Origin of the sequence: Pseudomonas sp. NBRC 111133 (genome assembly GCF_001320605.1) — a bacterium.
Lineage (GTDB): Bacteria > Pseudomonadota > Gammaproteobacteria > Pseudomonadales > Pseudomonadaceae > Aquipseudomonas > Aquipseudomonas monteilii.
Genome location: NZ_BCBJ01000053.1, coordinates 1 through 21,260, shown reverse-complemented (window position 1 = coordinate 21,260; position 21,260 = coordinate 1). Strand labels below are relative to the sequence as shown.

The 21,260-nt window shown below is 61.5% G+C and carries 17 protein-coding genes and 1 pseudogene; 8 read left to right on the top strand and 10 right to left on the bottom strand.

Going from position 1 to position 21,260, the window contains the following annotated elements:
* The first annotated feature begins 83 nt into the window (after positions 1-83).
* The 8 genes from APH36_RS10660 (at position 84) to APH36_RS10625 (ending at position 8,052) form a co-directional block, all read left to right on the top strand.
* A complete protein-coding gene (locus tag APH36_RS10660) occupies positions 84-1,322 on the top strand; it encodes an OprD family porin (RefSeq protein WP_060498593.1) in 1,239 nt (412 codons plus the stop codon).
* 230 nt (positions 1,323-1,552) lie between these two features.
* Positions 1,553-2,359 carry an NAD(P)-dependent oxidoreductase gene (locus tag APH36_RS10655; protein ID WP_060498592.1) on the top strand — a complete coding sequence of 269 codons (807 nt, stop codon included), beginning with the start codon at positions 1,553-1,555 and terminating at the stop codon, positions 2,357-2,359.
* A gap of 26 nt (positions 2,360-2,385) precedes the next feature.
* A complete protein-coding gene (locus tag APH36_RS10650; protein WP_060498591.1) occupies positions 2,386-3,267 on the top strand; it encodes an SMP-30/gluconolactonase/LRE family protein in 882 nt (293 codons plus the stop codon).
* 65 nt (positions 3,268-3,332) lie between these two features.
* Positions 3,333-4,304 carry a TRAP transporter substrate-binding protein gene (locus APH36_RS10645; protein WP_060498590.1) on the top strand — a complete coding sequence of 324 codons (972 nt, stop codon included), beginning with the start codon at positions 3,333-3,335 and terminating at the stop codon, positions 4,302-4,304.
* Positions 4,305-4,370: 66 nt separating this feature from the next.
* Positions 4,371-4,898 (top strand): TRAP transporter small permease, encoded by a 528-nt coding sequence (locus APH36_RS10640; protein ID WP_016712038.1) that lies wholly within the window; start codon positions 4,371-4,373, stop codon positions 4,896-4,898.
* Positions 4,899-6,179 (top strand): TRAP transporter large permease, encoded by a 1,281-nt coding sequence (locus APH36_RS10635; RefSeq protein ID WP_060498589.1) that lies wholly within the window; start codon positions 4,899-4,901, stop codon positions 6,177-6,179.
* 55 nt (positions 6,180-6,234) lie between these two features.
* Positions 6,235-7,158: an EamA family transporter gene (locus tag APH36_RS10630; RefSeq protein ID WP_060498588.1), complete on the top strand. Its 924-nt coding sequence runs from the start codon at positions 6,235-6,237 to the stop codon at positions 7,156-7,158.
* 24 nt (positions 7,159-7,182) lie between these two features.
* A complete protein-coding gene (locus APH36_RS10625) occupies positions 7,183-8,052 on the top strand; it encodes an aldose 1-epimerase (RefSeq protein ID WP_060498587.1) in 870 nt (289 codons plus the stop codon).
* 48 nt (positions 8,053-8,100) lie between these two features.
* On the opposite strand, the gene APH36_RS10620 is transcribed toward APH36_RS10625, so the two are convergent.
* From APH36_RS10620 to APH36_RS10575, 10 genes and pseudogenes are all read right to left on the bottom strand, one after another.
* Complete coding sequence (locus tag APH36_RS10620; protein WP_060498586.1) at positions 8,101-9,396, bottom strand: MFS transporter; 1,296 nt, start codon at positions 9,394-9,396, stop codon at positions 8,101-8,103.
* A gap of 157 nt (positions 9,397-9,553) precedes the next feature.
* Positions 9,554-10,450 carry a LysR family transcriptional regulator gene (locus tag APH36_RS10615; protein WP_060498585.1) on the bottom strand — a complete coding sequence of 299 codons (897 nt, stop codon included), beginning with the start codon at positions 10,448-10,450 and terminating at the stop codon, positions 9,554-9,556.
* Positions 10,451-10,534: 84 nt separating this feature from the next.
* Positions 10,535-12,571 (bottom strand): pyridoxamine 5'-phosphate oxidase family protein, encoded by a 2,037-nt coding sequence (locus APH36_RS10610; protein ID WP_060498584.1) that lies wholly within the window; start codon positions 12,569-12,571, stop codon positions 10,535-10,537.
* A 27-nt stretch (positions 12,572-12,598) separates the two neighbouring features.
* On the bottom strand, positions 12,599-13,228 hold the full coding sequence (locus APH36_RS10605) for a glutathione S-transferase family protein (RefSeq protein ID WP_016712045.1): 630 nt from the start codon (positions 13,226-13,228) through the stop codon (positions 12,599-12,601).
* Positions 13,229-13,532: 304 nt separating this feature from the next.
* Positions 13,533-14,084, bottom strand: a complete 552-nt coding sequence (locus tag APH36_RS10600; RefSeq protein ID WP_060498583.1) for a UPF0149 family protein — start codon at positions 14,082-14,084, stop codon at positions 13,533-13,535.
* Positions 14,085-14,175: 91 nt separating this feature from the next.
* Positions 14,176-15,165: an asparaginase gene (locus APH36_RS10595; protein ID WP_060498582.1), complete on the bottom strand. Its 990-nt coding sequence runs from the start codon at positions 15,163-15,165 to the stop codon at positions 14,176-14,178.
* A complete protein-coding gene (locus tag APH36_RS10590) occupies positions 15,162-16,316 on the bottom strand; it encodes a hypothetical protein (protein WP_060498581.1) in 1,155 nt (384 codons plus the stop codon). The genes APH36_RS10595 and APH36_RS10590 overlap by 4 nt, the downstream gene beginning before the upstream one ends.
* Before the next feature lie 10 nt (positions 16,317-16,326).
* The gene (locus APH36_RS10585) at positions 16,327-17,223 is read right to left on the bottom strand and encodes a nitrilase family protein (RefSeq protein ID WP_060498580.1); all 897 of its coding nucleotides are present in this window, start codon (positions 17,221-17,223) and stop codon (positions 16,327-16,329) included.
* A gap of 145 nt (positions 17,224-17,368) precedes the next feature.
* A pseudogene (locus APH36_RS10580) lies at positions 17,369-19,306 on the bottom strand (flavin monoamine oxidase family protein).
* 132 nt (positions 19,307-19,438) lie between these two features.
* A complete protein-coding gene (locus tag APH36_RS10575) occupies positions 19,439-21,082 on the bottom strand; it encodes an acetolactate synthase large subunit (protein WP_042131426.1) in 1,644 nt (547 codons plus the stop codon).
* Between the last annotated feature and the right edge of the window lie 178 nt (positions 21,083-21,260).

The following is a 21,260-nucleotide window of genomic DNA, read 5'->3' as shown; positions in this document are numbered from 1 at the left end:
CCCGTTACCTACCCGCCCCTGCCGCAGGCCGCCTGTGCGTGCCCGGTGGACGGGCTGCCATACCCTTCGGGAGCACAACAATAATGAAAATCTGCCACACCCTGCCCTTCGCCCTGCTTGGCGCCGGGGTTATCGCCGGCTTGCCGGGCACCAGTCTGGCTGCGGGTTTTGTCGAGGACAGCAAAGCCACGCTCGGGCTGCGCAACTTCTACATCAATCGTAACTTCACCAACCCGAGCAACCCGCAAAGCAAGGCCGAGGAATGGACGCAAAGCTTCATCCTCGATGCCCGCTCGGGCTTTACCGAAGGGCCGGTCGGGTTCGGCGTGGATGTGCTGGGGCTGTGGTCGGTCAAGCTCGACGGCGGCGGCGGCACCTATGGCACAGCGTTGCTGCCGCGCCATGACGATGGCAAGCCTGCGGATGATTATGGGCGGTTGGCAGTCGCTGGCAAGGCGCGTATCTCCAAGACCGAACTGAAGATTGGCGAGTGGATGCCGGTGCTACCGATTCTGCGTTCGGACGACGGGCGCTCGCTGCCACAGACATTCCGTGGCGGGCAAATCACCTCCAACGAGATTGCCGGGCTGACCCTGTATGGCGGCCAGTTCCGCGGCAACAGCCCGCGCAACGATGCCAGCATGGAAGACATGAGCTACGGCGGCGGGCTGTCGGACCGCTTCAACTTTGTCGGTGGCGAGTACAAGTTCAACCAGGACCGTACGCTGGTGGGGCTGTGGAATGCGGTGCTGAAGGATGTGTACCAGCAACAGTACCTGCAACTGAGCCACAGCCAGCCGGTGGGTGACTGGACCCTGGGTGCCAACCTGGGCTATTTCCATGGTGATGAGGACGGTTCCGAGCGCGCCGGGCAGCTGGACAACAAGACCTATTCGGGGATGTTCTCGGCCAAGTACGGCGGCAACACCTTCTGGGTGGGCCTGCAGAAAGTCGATGGCGATACCTGGATGCGGGTCAATGGCACCAGTGGCGGGACTCTGGCCAACGACAGCTACAACTCCAGCTTCGACAATGCCAACGAACGCTCGTGGCAGGTGAGGCATGACTTCAACTTTGTCACGGTCGGAGTGCCGGGGTTGACCTTGATGAACCGGTACATCAGCGGGCGTGATGTGCATACCGGGTCGGTGACCGATGGCAAGGAGTGGGTACGCGAGACGGAGTTGGCGTATGTGATCCAGAGCGGGGCATTCAAGGATTTGAGTGTGAAGTGGCGTAACTCGTCGATTCGGCGGGATTACAGCAATAACGAGTTTGATGAGAACCGGTTGATCTTTAACTATCCGTTGTCGCTGCTTTAACCGGAACATTGGTGCTGTCTCTATTGGGGCCGCTTTGCGGCCCATCGCAGGCAAGCCAGCTCCTACACCGACCGCGCCGACTTCAAGGCATATGCAGTACCTGTGGGAGCGGTTTTACCGCGAAGAGGCCGGCAAAAGAGACGCAGGCCTCATTGACAACACCCAAACCCACCGCCAATAATCAGCCTAGTCATACGACAACCTACAACAACTAACAACAAGAGCCGGCCATGACCCCTACTCCCCTCAACCGCCTGCTGCTCACCGGAGCTGCAGGCGGCCTGGGCAAGGTCCTTCGCGAACGCCTGCAAGGCTACGCCGAGGTCCTGCGCCTTTCCGACATCAGCCCCATGGCACCTGCCGCAGGCCCGCATGAAGAAGTGATCACCTGCGACCTGGCCGATAAGGCGGCGGTACATGCCCTGGTCGAAGGCGTTGACGCCATCATCCACTTCGGCGGCGTGTCTACCGAGCATTCCTTCGAAGACATCCTCGGCCCCAACATCTGCGGCGTGTTCCACGTCTACGAGGCAGCGCGCAAGCATGGGGTGAAGCGCATCATCTTCGCCAGCTCCAACCACACCATCGGCTTCTATCGCCAGGACGAGCGCATCGACGCCCACTCCCCGCGCCGCCCCGACAGCTACTACGGGCTGTCCAAGTGCTATGGCGAGGATGTGGCCAGTTTTTACTTCTACCGCTACGGCATCGAGACCGTCAGCATCCGTATTGGCTCGTCGTTCCCGCAACCTCAAAACCCGCGCATGCTCTGCACCTGGCTGAGCTACGACGACCTGGTGCAACTGATCGAGCGCGGGCTGTTCACGCCCGATGTTGGCCACACCATCGTCTACGGTGCCTCCGACAACCGCACCGTGTGGTGGGACAACCGCCATGCCGAGCACCTGGGCTATGCGCCCAAGGACAGCTCCGAACCCTTCCGCGCCGCCGTCGAGGCCCAGCCGGCGCCCGCCGCCGATGACCCGAGCATGATCTACCAGGGCGGCGCCTTCGCCGTGGCCGGCCCATTCAACTGACCCCACGCATGCCAGGAGGCACGGCCATGAACTGCGAACTGATCGTCGACGCCCGCAACGGCACTGGCGAAAGCCCCGTGTGGCACGTCGGTGAACAGGCCCTGTACTGGGTCGATATTCCCGCCCGCCAACTGCACCGCTGGCAGGCGGCCGATGGCAAACACCAGGTCTGGCAGGGCGACGAAATGCTGGCCTGCATCGCCCGCAGCGGCCACGGCTGGATTGCCGGCATGGAGAGCGGCATCTTCCAGCTTCAGGCCAAGGCCGATGGTAGCCTGGACGGCCGGCTGCTCAGCAGTGTGCCACATGCCCAGGCGGGCATGCGTTTCAACGATGGCCGCTGCGATCGCCAGGGCCGCTTCTGGGCCGGCACCATGCTGCTGGACATGCAACAAGGCGCGCATGTTGGTGCGCTCTACCGGCATGACGGCGAAGGTCATCTGCACCTGCAGCAGGACAGCATGATCGTGCCTAACGGCCTGGCTTTCAGCCCCGACGGCACACGCATGTACCTCTCCGACTCGCACCCCAACGTGCAGAAAGTCTGGGCCTTCGACTACGACACCGACAGCGGCACGCCACACAACAGACGGCTGTTCGTCGACATGCGCGGCTACCCTGGCCGCCCCGATGGCGCCGCCATCGACCAGGACGGCTGCTACTGGATCTGCGGCAACGATGCCGGGCAGATCCACCGTTTCACCCCCGATGGCCGCCTGGACCGCTCGCTCAACGTACCGGTGAAAAAACCGGCGATGTGCGCCTTCGGCGGCGCCAACCTGGACACCCTGTACGTCACCTCGATCCGCCCTGCGGGCATCGACCTCAGCGGCCAGCCGCTGGCTGGCGGGGTGTTTGCCCTCAACCCTGGCACCAAAGGCCTGGAGGAGCCTGCCTACCGGGGCTGAGCCCCGCCTGCCATACCCACACTTGCACGTACGAAACCAGATAATAAAAACCACGGAGTTTCATCATGACGTTCAAACGCAAGCTGCTTCTTGCCGTACTCCCCTTCGCCTTCAGCGTGGCCATGCCCGCCTCGGCACTGGACATCAAGTTCGCCGAAATCCACCCGGCCGGCTATCCCACCGTGGTGGCCGAGCAGAACATGGGCAAAAAACTTGAAGCAGCCAGCAATGGCGACATTACCTTCAAGATGTTTGCCGGCGGCGTGCTGGGCTCGGAAAAGGAAGTGATCGAACAGGCGCAGATCGGTGCCGTACAGATGACCCGCGTCAGCCTGGGGATCGTCGGCCCGGTAGTGCCGGATGTAAACGTGTTCAACATGCCGTTCGTGTTCCGCGACCATGAGCACATGCGCAAGATCATCGACGGAGACATCGGCCAGGAGATCCTCGACAAGATCACCAACTCCGATTTCAACCTGGTGGCCCTGGCCTGGATGGATGGCGGCTCGCGCAGCATCTACACCAAGAAGCCCGTACGCAGCCTTGAAGACCTCAAGGGCATGAAGATTCGCGTGCAGGGCAACCCGCTGTTCATCGACATGATGAACGCCATGGGCGGCAACGGCATCGCCATGGACACCGGGGAAATCTTCAGCGCCCTGCAAACCGGTGTGATCGATGGTGCCGAGAACAACCCGCCAACGCTGCTTGAGCACAACCACTTCCAGAGCGCCAAGTACTACACCCTGACCGGCCACCTGATCCTGCCGGAGCCGGTGGTGATGTCCAAGACCACCTGGAACAAGCTCACTCCCGAGCAGCAGGCGCTGGTGAAGCAGGTCGCGCGTGAGGCGCAGATGGAAGAGCGCGCGCTGTGGGACGCCAAGTCCGCTGCCAGTGAAGAGAAGCTGAAGGCCGCCGGTGTCGAGTTCATCACCGTCGACAAGAAACCGTTCTACGACGCCACCGCCTCGGTGCGTGAAAAATACGGCGCGCAATACGCTGACCTGATGAAGCGCATCGACGCCGTCCAGTAACAGCGACCCCTTTCTGAACGACCTCGGCAGCGCGGCGCCCGTCGCCCTGCCGCTTTGGTGATGCCCATGAAAAACCTTGTCCTGCGTGTGAACGACACGCTGTACCGCAGCTGCATCTGGGTCGCCGGCCTGTCGATCCTGGCGATGTCGCTGATCATTCCCTGGGGCATTTTTGCCCGCTACGTGCTCGGCACCGGCGCCAGCTGGCCAGAGCCGGTGGCCATCCTGCTGATGGTGGTGTTCACCTTCGTCGGCGCCGCCGCCAGCTACCGCGCCGGGGCGCACATGGCGGTGGCGATGATTACCGATCGCCTGCCACCGCTGCAGCGCCAGCTGGTCGCGCTGCTGGTGCAGGTGCTGATGATTCTGGTGTGTGTATTCATGACCTACTACGGCACCAAGTTATGCATCACTACCTGGAACCAGTTTCTGGCGTCGCTGCCGGGTGTACGGGTGGGCATGACGTATGCGCCGATCCCGGTGGGTGGCGTGCTGACCCTGGTCTTCGTGCTGGAAAAACTTCTGCTCGGCGACCAGAGCCATCGCAAGGTGGTGCGTTTCGACCATGTAGAAGAAAGCGAAGGAGTGGCGTAAATGGATGCGTTCATTCTGTTGGGCAGTTTCGTTGCGCTCATCCTGCTGGGCATGCCGGTGGCCTATGCACTGGGCCTGTCGGCGTTGATCGGTGCGTGGTGGATCGACATCCCGCTGCAGGCGATGATGATCCAGGTGGCCAGTGGGGTTAACAAGTTCTCACTGCTGGCCATTCCGTTCTTCGTGCTGGCCGGTGCGATCATGGCCGAAGGCGGCATGTCACGTCGGCTGGTGGCCTTTGCCGGGGTGCTGGTGGGCTTCGTGCGTGGCGGGCTGTCGCTGGTCAACATCATGGCTTCGACCTTCTTCGGGGCGATTTCGGGCTCGTCGGTGGCCGACACGGCCTCGGTGGGCTCGGTGCTGATTCCGGAGATGGAGCGCAAGGGCTACCCGCGGGAGTTTTCCACCGCCGTGACCGTCAGCGGCTCGGTGCAGGCGCTGCTGACCCCACCCAGCCACAACTCGGTGCTGTACTCGCTGGCGGCGGGCGGCACGGTATCGATTGCCTCGCTGTTCATGGCGGGTGTCATGCCCGGTTTGCTGCTGAGCGCGGTGATGATGGGCCTGTGCCTGATCTTCGCCAAGAAGCGCAACTACCCCAAGGGCGAAGTGATCCCGCTGCGCCAGGCGCTGAAAATTGCCGGTGAGGCGCTGTGGGGCCTGATGGCCATGGTGATCATCCTGGGCGGCATCCTGTCGGGTGTGTTCACCGCGACCGAATCGGCAGCCGTGGCGGTGGTGTGGTCGTTCTTCGTGACCATGTTCATCTACCGCGACTACAAGTGGCGCGACCTGCCCAAGCTGATGCACCGCACGGTTCGCACCATCTCCATCGTGATGATCCTGATCGGCTTTGCCGCCAGCTTCGGCTACGTGATGACGCTGATGCAGATCCCGTCGAAGATCACCACGGCGTTCCTGACCCTGTCGGACAACCGCTACGTGATCCTGATGTGCATAAACTTCATGTTGATGCTGCTGGGCACGGTGATGGACATGGCGCCGCTGATCCTGATCCTCACACCGATCCTGCTGCCGGTCATCACCGGTATCGGCGTGGATCCGGTGCACTTCGGCATGATCATGCTGGTGAACCTGGGCATCGGGCTGATCACCCCGCCGGTGGGGGCCGTGCTGTTCGTGGGCTCGGCCATTGGCAAGGTGAGCATCGAGTCGACGGTGAAGGCGTTGCTGCCGTTCTACCTGGCGCTGTTCCTGGTGCTGATGGCGGTGACCTACATTCCGGCCATTTCCCTGTGGCTGCCTAGCGTGGTGCTCTAACTGAACCCGGGGCCGCCTTGCGGCCCCGGGTTCTCTCTGCAAATGGACCCTGCACATGGCTGTTCCCTCCTCTGCTGCCCCGCTGTTCCCACGCAAACTGGCCATCGCCTTGCTGGCCCTGCTGGCCTGTTCATTCGCCGGTAACCACATCGCCGCTCGCATCGCCTTCGATGACGGCACCGGCGTGCTGCTGGCGATCCTCTGTCGCTCAGGCATCACCTTGCTGGTGCTGGCCTGCCTGCTGCTGTGGCAACGCCAGGCGATAGGCCTGCCTGCGGGTACCCGTCACTGGCAGTTGCTGCTCGGCCTGCTGATCGCCACCCAGAGCCTGTGCCTGTACTCGGCAGTGGCGCGCATCCCGGTGGCATTGGCGCTGCTGGTGGGCAACACCTTTCCGATATTGCTGGCATTGCTCACCTGGGCACTGGGTGGCGCACGGCCTACTGGCCGCCCGGTGCTGTTCATGGGCCTGATCCTGTGCGGCCTGGTGCTGGCGCTGGATGTACCGGTACGCCTGGCCGACAGTGGCACGGCCAACTCGCACTGGGCGCTGGGCGTCAGCCTGGCCTTTGGTGCCGCCTGTGCGTTTGCCTGTGCCTTGTGGATCACCGACCACAAACTGGCTGCCGTACGCGGGCCAGTGCGCAGCCTGCTGACCTTGCTGATCGTGTTTTCCAGCATGCTGGTTGCAGGCGCAAGCGGCGTGATGCCGTCGGGCTTGTCACTGCCCGGCAGCAGCGGTGGCTGGGTCGCCTTGGGCAGCCTGGTGGTGCTGTACGGCCTGGCCTTCACCTTGCTGTTTGTGTGTGTGCCAAGGCTGAACATGGCGCAGAACGCACCGGTGATGAATGTCGAACCCATCGCGACACTGCTGCTGGGCTGGGCGTTGCTCGATCAGCAACTGAGTACCCCGCAACTGATCGGCGCCGCCGTGGTGGTGTGCGGCATCGTGCTGCTGACCTACCGTCGGGCCCGTTGATTGTTCATTTGAAAGGAGCCTTGAATGGCTGTGACCGAGCTGCACCTGCAAGATAACCTGACCCGCCTGAGCCTGGCCCCGGAACTGGGCGCCAGCCTGGTCAACTGGGAAGTAAAGGCAACCGGGCAGCCATTGCTACGCCATTCCGACGCGGCCGCGATGGCCACCGCTACCCCACGACGGCTGGCCTGTTACCCGCTGGCGCCGTGGTCCAATCGCATTTCCGAGGGTGGCTTTTCCCGGCCCGAAGGCTGGCAGGCACTGGCGCCCAATACCACGCACGACGCTTACCCGATTCATGGCAGCGCCTGGCAACAACCCTGGCAGGTGGAGCACCACAGCGAGCGGCGCGTGCGCCTGACGCTGCGCAGTGACGTGCCATTTGCCTACCAGGCCACACTGGATGTGCACTTGCATGAGGGGTGCCTGAACCTAGACCTGCATGTCACGCACCTGGATGGGCGGGCTAACTGGTATGGATTGGGACTACATCCCTACTTCCCGCGGTATCCCGATACCAAGCTGCATGCAGCGGCACGCAAGGTGTGGCTGGCCGAAGATGGGCGGTTGCCATCGTATGAGGCCGAGATACCAGAGCGGTGGAGTTTTGAAACCCTGCGAGGATTGCCTGACACAGTCGTGGATCACGCGTTCAATGGCTGGCCGGGGGAATGCGTGATCGAACAGCCCGGTGCCGGGTATCGCTTGGCGTGCAGTGCCAGTGGGGCTGAGCATTTCTTGCTGTTTTGTCCGCAGGGACAAGGTTTTTTCTGCTTTGAGCCGGTTACCCACCCGGTCAATGCCCATCACCTGCCGAGGCGGCCAGGGCTGAGGTTGTTGCAGCTAGGGGAAGCGATGAGCCTGGGCTTCAGGATGCAGTATCAGCCGTTGTAACCAGATTGCTTGAATTGGGGCCGCTTTGCGGCCCCAAAATCTCAAGCCTTATGCAAGCACCTCAGTCGAAGCCATTACCGGCTTCTCCGAAGATGGCGTTCGCACCTCCCGCGCCACCTTCCACACCAACACCGCCGCCACGATATCGAACGCGGCCAGCACCACGAACAACGGGCTGTAGCCAATCTGCGTGACCAGCACGCCGAACACCAGCGTAAACGCCGCCGCCCCCAGATACCCGCACATGCCGCCCATACCGGTCGCCGTGGCCACCTGGTCCTTGCTGAACGAGTCGGAAGTGATCGAGTACAGCGCCCCCGACAGCGTCTGGTGGGCAAAACCGCCAATGCACAGCAACAGGATCGCGGTGTACGGGCTTTCCACCAGGCCAATGCAGGCCGGGCCGATCATGCAGCTGGCACCGAACACCAGCACCATCTTGCGTGAGGTGAACAGCGACACCTTGAAGTAGCGGTGGAACAGCGGGCTGAGGTAACCGCCCAGCACACAGCCGATGTCGGCCGCCAGGAACGGCAGCCAGGCGAACATCGCCACTTCCTTGATGTTCATGTGCCGCTCGGTCATCAGGTACAGCGGAATCCAGGCATTGAAGGTTTGCCAGGCAGGCTCCGACAGGATCCGCGCCGATGCGATGGCGTAGAAGTTACGGGCCTTGAAGATACGCTTCCACGCGCCCTTCTCGCGGGTGTCCTGCTTGAAGTGCGCTTCCTGCCCGGCCAGGATGTAGTCGCGCTCCTCGTCACTCAGGCGTTTCTGGTCACGCGGGTGCTTGTACAGCAGCATCCACAACAGGGTCCAGACAATGCCCGAAACGCCAACGATCACGAACGCCAGCTGCCAGCCACTGTGCAGGATCGCCCACACCACCAGCGGCGGCGCCAGCAAGGCGCCGAGCGACGAGCCGATGTTGAACCAGCCAATCGCCACCGATCGCTCCTTGGCCGGGAACCACTCGGTGGTGGCCTTGACCCCGGCCGGCAAGCCGGCGGCTTCGGTCATGCCCAGCAACCCACGCATGAACGCCATGCTCTGCCAGCCGGTGGCCAGGGCCGCGCCGGCACAGGCCAGTGACCAGGCCATGGCGAACACGGCAAAGCCCAGCTTGGTGCCGATGAAGTCGATGAACCAGCCGGCAATGGGCTGCATGAGGGCGTAGCACACCTGCCAGGCAGCGACGATCTTGGCGTACTGCTCGGTACTGATGGCGAGGTCGGTCATCAAGGTGGGGGCAGCCACCGAGAGGGTGTTGCGGGCGAGGTAGTTGACGACGAGCCCAGCCGTGACAAGGCTGACCATCCACCAACGGATGCCTTTCATCTTCATGGTTCACCTGAATTTCTTGTTTTTAGAGTGGCGAGCGTTTGGCGCAAACGCCGGCAGGGCTATTTGCGACAAATTGTTTCAGGCGAAAGAGTGCCACGTCATAGGTCGTCGTACAACAAATATTATTTCAAGCTGTTTTAACCCTTGTTGTACGATCTCAATCGAGTTGTTGGGCTCGCAGTGCCTGCGCCAGCATGTCGATGAAGGCCCTGACCTTGGCCGAGCCATACTTGCTCTCCCGGTGCAGTACATGAATTGGCCAGGGCGCCTCTTCGTACTCGGCCAGAATCACCTGCAGTTGCCCGTTGGCCAGTTCATCGGCCACTTGGTACGACAACAACCGGGCAATACCCAGCCCGCCACTGGCAGCCGCGATGGCCCCATCGTTGCTGGTGACCGTCAGCCTCGGCTTCATGCGTACCGTGGTCGGCTCTTCTGTCACCCCGAAGCGCCAGCCGGCACGGGGCGACAGGTTGGTGGTGCCGATTACCGCATGCCCGGCCAGGTCCGAGGGATGTTTCGGCGCGCCATGTCGCGCCAGGTAATCGGGGGATGCGCACAACATGCGCCGCACCCTGCCGACCCGCAACGCCTTCAACCCCGAGTCGGGCAACGGGCCGATGCGCACCGCAACGTCCATGCCCTCCTCGACCATGTTCACCACGCGGTCCAGGAAGTAGGCAGACACATCGACCTCAGGGTACTGCTGCAGGTAGCGGACGATGCACGGCATGACGAACTTCTTGCCGAACAGGATCGGCGCGGTAACCGCCAGGTCGCCCTTGGGGGTGGCGTTGATGCCCGCAGCGGCGGCGTTGGCCTCGTTGATGCTGGCGAGGATATGCCGGGTGTCTTCCAGGTAGCGGCCTCCCGCTTCGGTCAGGCGTACGCTACGGGTAGTGCGCAGCAGCAGTTTTACCCCAAGCTGGTCTTCCAGGGCGCTGACGGCGCGGGTGACGGCGGCCGGAGAAATATCCAGGCGGCGGGCAGCAGCGGCGAAGCTTTCCAGCTCACCTACGGCGACGAACACCTTCATCAGGTGGATCTGGTCCATGCGGGCTCCTGAGGACATGAGGTGCCGGGATTATTATTCATCTGGGCATTTTGTGCTGCCCGCGAAGAGGCCGGGACTGGTTTGTCAGATGTCCAGCACCAATGCCTGTAACCCCTCCTCCACCTGCGCCGGCACCGCACAACAGATCAACACCGACCCCGCCTCCGGCAGCTCTGCCGGTGGATTCGGGTAATGCACCTGGCCACTCACAAGTTTGGTCTTGCAGGTACCACACGAGCCACCCCGGCAACTGAACTCCGGCGCCAGCCCACGCGCCTCGGCCAGCTCCAGCAAGGTACCGCTGCCGGGTGCCCAGCGCGCTTCCTTGGCCGATGCCGCGAAGTACACCGGCACGGGCTCGCTGGCCGCAGGCGGCTGTTGCAAGGTGGGCTGGTCGGCGTCCGTGTGCCGCCGCAACGTCGACGGCCCGAAGGCTTCTGCGTGAATCCGCGCATCCGGCACATGCACGCCGCGCAACCCTTCATACAAGTCCTGGGTAAAACTGCCCGGTCCGCACAGGTAGAAATCGTAGTCGTCCAGCGCCAGCGTCGCCTTGACCTGCTCGATGCCCAGACGCCCGGCAAACTCGTAATCTCGCCCAAGCAGCGCTTGGCCTTCCGGCTGACTCAGGGCGCGATGGATGTGCAGCAAGCCTCCCGCCTGTTGCCGCAAGCTCGCCAGTTCCTGCCTGAACGGCAGGTCGGCCAGGCTACGCGCGCCATGGAATAAGTGGATGTGCCGCGTCTGGGCCTTGCTCAACTGCTCGCGCAGCATGGCCAGTAATGGCGTGATTCCCACCCCCGCGCCAATCAGCACCAGCGGCCGCCTGCTCTGCACGTCCAGCGTGAAGCTGCCCATGGGTGGACGCACGTCAAGCACATCGCCGGGCGCGATGCGCTCATGCAAGTGGCGGGAAACCGGGCCCTGGGCTTTGACGCTAATACGCAAATAGCCATCGGAAGGTGCGCTGGACAAGCTGTAGGTGCGGATCAGCGGCGCTTCACCGTCACGCTCTACCTGCACCGGAACATGTTGCCCGGGTGCAAACACCACAGCGCTATCGCTGGGCGGCTGAAGGTAGAACGAACGGATATCACGGCTCTCCTGCTCCACCCGCAGTACGCGCCAGGCTTGCCATTGGCGCTGTTGCTGGCGTTGCTGCAAACGCGCATCGGCCTCAGCCCAGATGCCGGTCATCAGGCTGGTCGGTGCGTACTCCTTGAAGGCCCAGCGCAGGGAAACCGCAGCCGGCCGCCACACCACCTGCTCGACCTCCAGCGTCCACAGCCGCTCTGCACCTTCAAAAGCCTGGATGGCCGGGTTTTCCAGCAGCACCTCGGCACGCCCGCACACCTGCAGAACGTTGCCGCTGCTGAAGTCGATGAACAGCAAACCTGCCCTCGGGTTAACCCACAAGTTGCCCAAGGTGTTGAAGTGCAGGTTACCGGCGTAGTCGGGAATGGTCAGCGTGTTGCCTTCGACCTTGACGAACCCTGGCCGACCGCCTCGGTGGGAAACATCCACCGAGCGCTGGCCGTCTTCATGCTCGACATAGCTGGCGACGAAGCATGTGTCAGCAGACTGGATCATGCTGACGGTCGTTGCATCCAGTGTTGTCGCATCAACGCGCCCCTTGGCCGGTTTGGTGACGCGGGTGTAGTCGCGCAGCTGGATGTACTGCGGGCAGTTGCCGAACGACTGCTCCACCGCCACCTGCAATTGCCCCGCAGCAGCCTGGCGGATCTGCCCGTTGATGCGGTTGCGCCGGCGGGTGTGCAGCTCGATGCCCAGCAGGCCGATTGCCTGCCCGGCGACCAGCCCCGGGGTGGCGGGGTCATCTGCCGGTAACTTGGTGTCAATCGTCAATTGCCGTGGGTCGGGCGAGCTGACGAAACCTTCTGACCCTTCCAGCAGCGTCGCCCAGGGCCGACCCTGAGCGTCAACGCTAGCCGCCACCATGAACGGCAACTGGTGATAGAACGTGCGGTGCTGGTCGGGCATGTAGTCACGAATGACCTTTTGCCCGAACGCCTCCATGCGCTCTGCTACACCGACCTTTTCCTGCAGGGCTTGCTCGCCCGCATGCCAGGGCGAGGGGCGTTGGTCCGGCGTCTGTCGCATGGCGGCGTTCCTCCCGAGGGCGGGGTGTCAGGCGCTGGTCTGCAGCCCGATCACAGTACGTGGCATGGGCACGAAGCCCGGCAGTGACTCGATCCGCGCCAGCCAGCTACGCACATTGGCATAGGGCTCCAGCGACACATTGCCCTCTGGTGCGTGAGCGATGTACGAGTAGTTGGCGATGTCAGCGATAGTGGCTGTGTTGCCGGCCAAGAAGGGCGACTTTGCCAGCTCGGCATCGATCACCTTGAGCAGGGTGTGGGCGCGGGTGATCACTTCGTCGGTGTTGAACGCAGCACCGAACACGGTCACCAGGCGGGCAGCGGCGGGGCCGAAGGCCAGCGGGCCTGCAGCGACCGACAGCCAGCGTTGCACGCGGGCGGCAGCGGCTGGCTCTTCGGGCAGCCAGGTGCCGTTGTCATATTTTTTGGCGAGGTAGACGAGGATGGCATTGGAGTCTGCGATCACCGTGCCGTTGTCATCGATGACCGGTACCTGGCCGAACGGGTTAAGGGCCAGGAAGTCCGGTTGCTTGTGGGCCCCTTTGGCCAGGTCGACGAACACCAGCTCGGTAGGCAGGTTGAGCAGAGACAGCATCAGTTCAATGCGATGGGCGTGGCCAGACTTGGGGAAGTTGTAAAGCTTGATCGGGTTCGACATGGGCTTGGCTCCTGGTCAGCACCGGAGTGGGCTGATGGAGCACATGCTGCACCTGATCGGCGCAGAGCAGAATCCGTGTGATGAGGAAACCATAATTTCGCTGCGCGAAATAATTCGCCAGTTCGGTCGTGCCAAACTCCAATTGCCGCGCCAGCGCGACCCCGCATCCCCGAGCGCCTGGCTGCCACACTGTCGGCGTTCGAGATCCGCCGCAAGCACCTCTGAGCCGACTGTGTGCTGGATCTGCTGGTCTCTTCGCGGTTTTACCAGCGAAAAGGCCAGCAGCCTTATTGCAAACTCTGTATCAGTGCAGCTTGTTGAAATACCGGAACAGCCCCCGCGCGGCCTCGACCACCTGTGGCACGCACGCCTGGATATCGGCTTCGCTCATCTGGTCCAACAACTCGAAGTTGTCCTCCAGCCCATGCAGCGAAATAGCCTTGAGCAGTTGATCCTGCTCTGGCGGCAACGCCTCCCAACCGGCAACCTGGGTAGCGCGCATGTAACCGAAGCACCACTCCTCCATGACGATCACATGGCCTTCCTCACCTTCGTTTTCTTCGAATAGCGGCTCGAAGTGGTCGACGTCGTCACCCAGCTCTTCTGCCACCTGGTTGGCATAGCGCAGCATCAACGCGGTGTACGCTTCTTCGTGCGCAGGCTTCTTGAACTTCGGCACCTTGCCACCGGCTACCGCAGGCAGCCATTGCTCGGGGTAGACGGTGACCGGCGAGCTGGCGAGCGCGGTGAAAAAACCATTGAGTTCGGCCAGGTTCAGCACCGAGTAGTCGTTGCCGTAAGTGATCAGCAGGTCTTCGAGGCGATCGAGTTCTTTTTCGCTGAGTGCGGGGAGCATGGGCGTACATCCTGAGAAGCAAAAGTGTGTGCACCCTAGCACAGCAACGCTTGAAGGGTTGCCCGTGCGTGCCACTGCACGGGCAGATTTTTCAGGAGGACAGCCAACGCGGCAACTCATGCTGCCGGTCGGTGGCAATCAGCAGCCACAGCAAGATGCGGCACTTGCGCGGGCAGAGCTGCCCGGCCATGTGCACACCTTTTTTCTGCAAGTCGATCTCGGAGCCGGAAAACCCGTAGGTTGCCCCGGCTGTAGGTCCCTTACCTGTGCGAGTGGCGACAATGACTGGCAGGGTTGGCGTCATGTGCTCCAGAGCATCAGACCAACTGCCGGAAACATGGCCAGCGCCAAAGCCGGCGATGACCAACCCGTCGTAACCCAATGTGGGCACAGCCTGCAGCAATGCCGTGTCAGCGTCCAGGCACGCCTCGAGCAGGGCAACGCGCTGGTCGGAACGTCCCGGTAACGGCAGCACTTCCCGCCTGTCTGGTGGATGGCGATACGTAGCGACGCCCTCTACAACTTCGCCCAGAGGACCAAAGCCAGGCGACTCGAATGCCGCCATCGCCAGGCTGGCCGTCTTGCGAACCCTTGCCGCGCAATGAACCTGATCATTCATCACCACCAGCACACCACGCCCACTGCTGCCTTGTGCCAATGCAACCTGTGCCGCAGCCAGCAGGTTGGCCGGGCCATCGTTGCCCGGCTGGCTGGCCGAGCGCATCGCACCGGTCATCACCAACGGCGCATCGAATGGCCAGAGCAGATCAAGGAAATAGGCCGTTTCCTCAAGGCTGTCGGTGCCTTGGGTCAATATCACGGCCCGGGCACCGCGCTCGACCTCGCAGCGAGCCCAGGCCAGCACATCCAGCAGCGCCCTGAAGCTGAGCGATGCACTGGGCACCAGGCACAATGACGTTACGTTCAACTGCGCCATCTCGCGCAACTGTGGGACCTGAAGCAGTTGCTGCTCACAATCCAAAGTGGGCGTTACACCACACCCAACCGCCGCAGCCTGCATACTGACTGTCCCCCCCAAACTGGCGATCGACAGCCTGGGCAGGCCCGAATGCTCAATCATGCTTCTCCCCCCACAAGTAACCCGATCAGCGGTACGATTCCCAACGTGCTGACGGCCATCGACACTACGTTGCCGATGTAGCCATGCACATAGGTCGGCAACCGCTGAGTGATCGCCACTGCCAGCGGTGGAGCCACCAGCGCACCCAGCACTGCACTGGCCACGACTACTTGCCAACTGCCTCCATGCGTCAGCACTGCGGCCGGCACGATCGAGACGATCGGAATGTAGGTAGGGTACCACCCACGGGCTTGCCACTGGCCGCGCCAGAATACGACTCCGACCAAAGACGCCAAGGCCTGCCCAGCCACTATGTGCATCACCAACATTGAACCGTATGCGGGGGCCGCCGGGGACAACAGGTAAGCCAGTAACACGCCCAGTAGTAGGCCGAGGCTGGCCAGTTCATTGCCAAAGAACGGCGCTTCGCTGAAGTCGGCCAGCACACGCCGCAAGGTCCAGACCACACCGTAGTCTGGTTGGCTGGCCACAGGTTTCGCAACGTCGGGTTCGTGGCTTTGACGTACCCATGACGGGAAACGCCTGCACAGCAGGAACGCGACGACACTTGCCACGGCCATACCACTCACGTTGCCGATGACCACAGGCAACTGCAGGGGATAGCACAGGTAGTTGACCATCAGCAGACTCGCCGGGGTTACCAGTAGTGCCCCCAGTAGCGCGCCTGTGATCGTCACTCGCCAGCCCGCGCCAAACAGCAGCACCATGGCTGCCGGCAGTGACACGAAGGCCACAAACGTTGGTTGCCAGGTGCCACTGGCCAAGGTCCATCCCCACAAGGCGTGGCTAAGTAAGAGGCCCATTAGCGAGCTGGTAAACACCCATGGCCACAGTCCGCTTCCATAGCAGATGGCAAAACCCTGCCAGCGATACCCGCGAAGATGGGCCCAATGTGCCAGGCTAGCGCCTAGCAGCAAGCCCAGCGCAGGCAGCTCATGCTTGTAGAAAGCGACCTCGCTGATATCGCCCACTATCCAGCGCAAACGGCTCAGCGGTTGGTCGAGGGTCGCCGCCAGTTGCCCGTAGTCTGGCCATTGGCCTGACGCAAGGCTGGCTACCAGCAGCATTAACAGGCAGGTGAAGATCAACACAGGGGAACGCTGCCGATTGGGCAGCAATAATGGCTTCATCTGTGGATCCTCAGCGTGGCATAGGCGCATGCAGGCGGTAGCCAAGCGCAGCATCGTAGAGATCGGTACGGCGATCACGCTGCAGGTCGTTGAGGCTGTTCCAGATCGGCGCTGAACGTGCGTTGCTGAGGTCGACATCGGCATACAGAATGCTTTCCTCCTCCGCACTAGCCACCTCACCAATGGGCCAGCCATTGGTTCCGGCAATCAACGAACAACCGAGAAAGCGCCCCCCTCGCTCACTGCCGATACGGTTTGCGGCGGCGATGTAGACATTGTTTACGTGCGCGGCCGTCATGGTCAGGTACGACGCCATGCAACGCCCTGCTTCATCAAACAGGGGTGGCGGTGTCCACACCCAGTTGTTCAAGCTGCATATGATGTCCGCGCCTTGCGCTGCCATCAGCCGCGGCACTTCAGGGAACCAGATGTCCCAGCAGATCAGCAGGCCGATACGCCCGATCGGCGTCTCGAATACCGGAAAACCGAGATCGCCAGGGGTGAACCAGAGCTTTTCCTGATTCCACAGGTGAGCCTTGCGATAGTGCCCAAGCAGGCCGTCGGGGCCGAACAATGCGGCGCTGTCGTAAAGCTTCAAGCCATCACGCTCGGCAAATCCTGCGGCCAGGTACACCTGATACTCCCTGGCGAAATCAGCCCAGGCTTTCAGGCTGCGGCCTGCCTGCAGTGTTTCAGCATGGGCATAGGCCTCGGCACGGGAGTGAAAGGTATAACCGGTGTTGGCCAGCTCGGGCAGCACGATCAGATTGGCACCTTCACGCGCCGCACGCCGGGCCAGTGCCAGGCCTCTGCTCAGGTTGCCATCGCAGTACTCTAGCCCGACCTGTGGGTCGTACTGGATGACAGCGATACGTACGGGGCTGACGGGGGTGCGTTGTTCAGACATGGCGACTTCCTTTTTGTGGTTGTTCTGGAAGGTCGCCAGTAGAGCGGGGTTACGCTTGGGAGGGACAGTCGGGCAGGTCCTATGGGAGCGAAGGAGAAGCGAGTAAGTGCAGTAGGACGAATCTCACAAAAACACCCAGACGCCGCTATTTCCCAAGTTGATAATGCGGATAGTGCTCAAGGGTGAAGCCTCCATTGAACGTTGCGGATGTGTTGTTGCAAAGATTGATGACTGCATCGAGCGCGGTGCGTAAACACGGCTCGGTCCAGCCGGCGTCAACAGAGAAGGACTCTCCAGCCAAGTACAACCCCGAGCTGGCACTTTAATCGCGGTTGTATTTCATCAGGCCGACCGCGTCGTAGTAGGTACCTGCGCGATACAGCTTCGCGCAGCCGAGCGCATTTTTGTCCGTCGCCCAGCGCTGTATGCGAATGTTTCGGGTATCGATGTAGGGCGATATAGGTTCAGTCACATTGCTGCAGCGCAGGAGGATCCGGTCGAGTTCCTCAAGGCACTTGCTGGCCAATTCTTCATCAGTAAATGCAGCTAGCTTCATTGCATCGTCCTCCCAGGTGTAACTGAGCAAGATACAGTCATCTGTGTAACGGTCGTTGTACCGATAGGCATAGACATCGTGGACAAAGCTGTCGGTAACGAGAATCTGGGGTAGCGCCGGCTGTCGGTCCAGAAAGCTCTTCTTCAGTGGTGCGTAGACCTTGCAACTGGTTTCCCAGTGAGCATGCCTCCAGGCGTCCACAATCGACGGCGGCAGTACCCGACGGCTGAAACCTTCGAGGCGTATATTGGTTTCAATCAACCAGGACGGGAGGGTCAAGATCACACTGTCGAAGTCATCGTACTGAAGGCGTTGATGCTCAGAGTCACTGTTGTGCCAACGGTATCCGACGCGAATGCCGCCCCCATCCAGTTTTTGCAGTGAACAAACCGAAGTGTCCGTCAACAGCCCGTCATCTCGTTGAAGGAGGTAGTCGTAGAGCGAAATGCCGTTCATCCCGGCATCCAGAAACAACAAGCTTTCATCCATTGCAGCGAGACCGATGTAAGCGGGTGCCTTGAACATCAGTCCCCTGCTGTCAGGGACGTTGCTGGCTTCCAGATACGGCGCAGCGTAAGGTGTACCCTCTTGGTCAACGCGCCCATGCACCAATTGCAAATGGCTGCTGAAACCAAAGATGGCTGTACGCAGCGGGTACAGGCAGCAGACATCATAGAAGGCCCCCCAACTGCCGTCGCCAATACCGATTGCATAGAAAATGGCCGACTCTTCACTGTTCATGCCCAGTCCGCCAAAATCACCGGGGTTTGCGGGATCCCATACATCCAGCGTGGGCAAATGCACCAGATCCCTGAATGACAACTGGTGATAGCGTTCGACAACAGCCTGCCACATCGACGTCCAACGTTCAGTGCCATATACAATGGCGATGCGCTCGGCAAACTGCCGGGCGAAGCGATGCCATTTTTCATAGACGTTTTGCAGCGTAGCAGTAGGCGGAGGGGTATTTCCTTGTGGGTTGCACCAAACCAGCAGCTTCGGCTCCCCTTCGCCGTCTAGTTGCCCGTCGCGAAGATAGATACCGGTTGCATTTACCCAAGGTGTCCCCGGGTTCGGGAAATCGGAAAGCCGTAGCTCAAACAGCTTGGCGTAATAGGCCATGAGCGAACGTCCATCTTTCGGAGATTCGCCTGTCCTGTTGAACAATGGCATGCGCATGGCCCCCATTTCGAATGGGGTTAAAGGCTGCTTGTGATTACCCTTCTGGTTCACCACTGTCAGGTGGCGGCCGCCAACACGCTGGGACTGCTCCATCAAGGTGATGCGGGTATAGCCGCAGCGAAACAGTTCCCGAGCGGCAGTCAGCCCTGTAACACCAGCACCGACAATACAGATTCGATGCTCGGGCTTTGCGGCATATGCAACGCCTCCCTCTTGTTCAATCAAACGACGGTAATCAAAGCAAAGATCGGGAGGGTTTGGAAAACGCGCGGCCCACGGTTGTAGTGGCGATGTAGGCTCTATGGCCAGATCAGCAGGATGGTTATGTGTCGAACCGATGGTCATATTCTCGTGCTCCCCATGAATTGAAGAGCCTGAGAATGTCCAATTTGGAGATCGGTTGAGAGGTTGCTATGCACCACCAGCCAACACCCACAGGACGTCTAGACCCTGTGGGTGCCAGCTTGAAGCTACGCCTTACACCGCCAGCGCGCGCTCACGCAGTTCGCTGTTGAGGATGCGGTCGTTCTCGCTGTAATCGACCGGGCAGTCGATCACATGCACGCCCGGGGTCTTGATGCAGTGCTCCAGCAGCGGCAGCAGGCCTTCGGCGCTTTCCACGCGGTGGCCATTGGCACCGTAGGCTTCGGCGTACTTGACGAAGTCCGGGTTGCCATAGTCCAGGCCGAAATCGGTGAAGCCCATGTTGGCCTGCTTCCAGCGGATCATGCCGTAGCCGTCGTCACGCAGGATCACCACGGTGATGTGCATGCCCAGACGCACGGCGGTTTCCAGTTCCTGGCTGTTCATCATGAAGCCGCCGTCGCCGCATACCGAAATCACCGGGCGGTCCGGGTGCACCAAGTGCGCCGCCATGGCCGATGGCAAGCCGGCGCCCATGGTCGCCAGGGCGTTGTCCAACAGCACGGTATTTGGCTTGTGCGCCTTGTAGTTGCGGGCGAACCAGATCTTGTAGATGCCGTTGTCCAGGGCAACGATGCCTTCGGACGGCAGCACGCGACGGATGTCGGCAACCAGGCGCTGCGGGTAGACCGGGAAGCGGTCGTCGTCGGCGCCTTCGGCGATTTGCGCTTCGTTGGCTTCACGGATGGCCATCAGGCGAGTGAAGTCCCAGTGCGAGGTTTCGGTGAGGGCTTCGCTGATCTGCCACACGGCGTTGGCGATATCGCCGATCACTTCGACCTGCGGGAAGTACACGGCATCGACTTCGGCGGAACGGAAGTTGATGTGGATGACTTCGGTGCCACCACGGACCATGAAGAATGGCGGCTTCTCGATCACGTCGTGGCCGATGTTGACGATCAGGTCAGCGGCTTCAACCGCACGATGCACAAAATCGCCGGACGACAGGGCGGCGTTGCCCAGGAAGCGCGGGTGGCGCTCGTCGACCACACCTTTACCCAGCTGGGTGGTGATGAACGGGATGCCGGTCTTGTCGATCAGTTGCTTGAGGACCTTGGCGGTCATCTTGCGGTTGGCGCCGGCGCCGATCACCAGGATCGGGTTACGGGCGTTATGCAGTTTCTGCACGGCGGCTTCGATGGCCACATGCTCGGCCAGCGGGCGGCGGTGCAGGCTGCGCGGGATCGGCAGTGCATCGGTCTGCTCGGCGGCGATGTCTTCCGGCAGCTCCAAGTGTACCGCACCCGGCTTTTCTTCTTCGGCCAGGCGGAAGGCTTCGCGCATGCGCGACGGGATGTTGTCAGCCGAGGCGAACTGGTGGGTGTACTTGGTGATGGGGTCCATCATGCCGCACACGTCGATGATCTGGAAGCGGCCCTGCTTGGACTTCTTGATCGGCTTCTGGCCGGTGATCATCATCATCGGCATGCCGCCCAGGTAGGCGTAGGCGCTGGCAGTAACCAGGTTGGTGGCGCCGGGGCCGAGGGTCGACAGGCTGACGCCGGTCTTGCCGGTCAGACGGCCATAGGTGGCGGCCATAAAGCCTGCAGACTGCTCGTGACGGGTCAGTACCAGCTTGATCTTCGACTTGCGCAGGGATTCGAGCAGGTCGAGGTTTTCTTCACCGGGAATGCCGAATACATACTCGACACCTTCGTTTTCCAGGCATTGCACTACAACATCGGCGGCCTTGGCCATCTTGCTTGCTACCTCAAGTGATGGGACGGTGGAAGTCCAGAAATGCGCAGCACGGTACGCTGGCATCGCCAGGCTCAGGGGCAGGAGTGCCCTGAACCAAAGTCTTGACGTAGGGTGGATGAGGGAAAGTCACGTTGATGTGACAGCAATGTTGTCGCAGTCTTGATTTTTTGCCTGC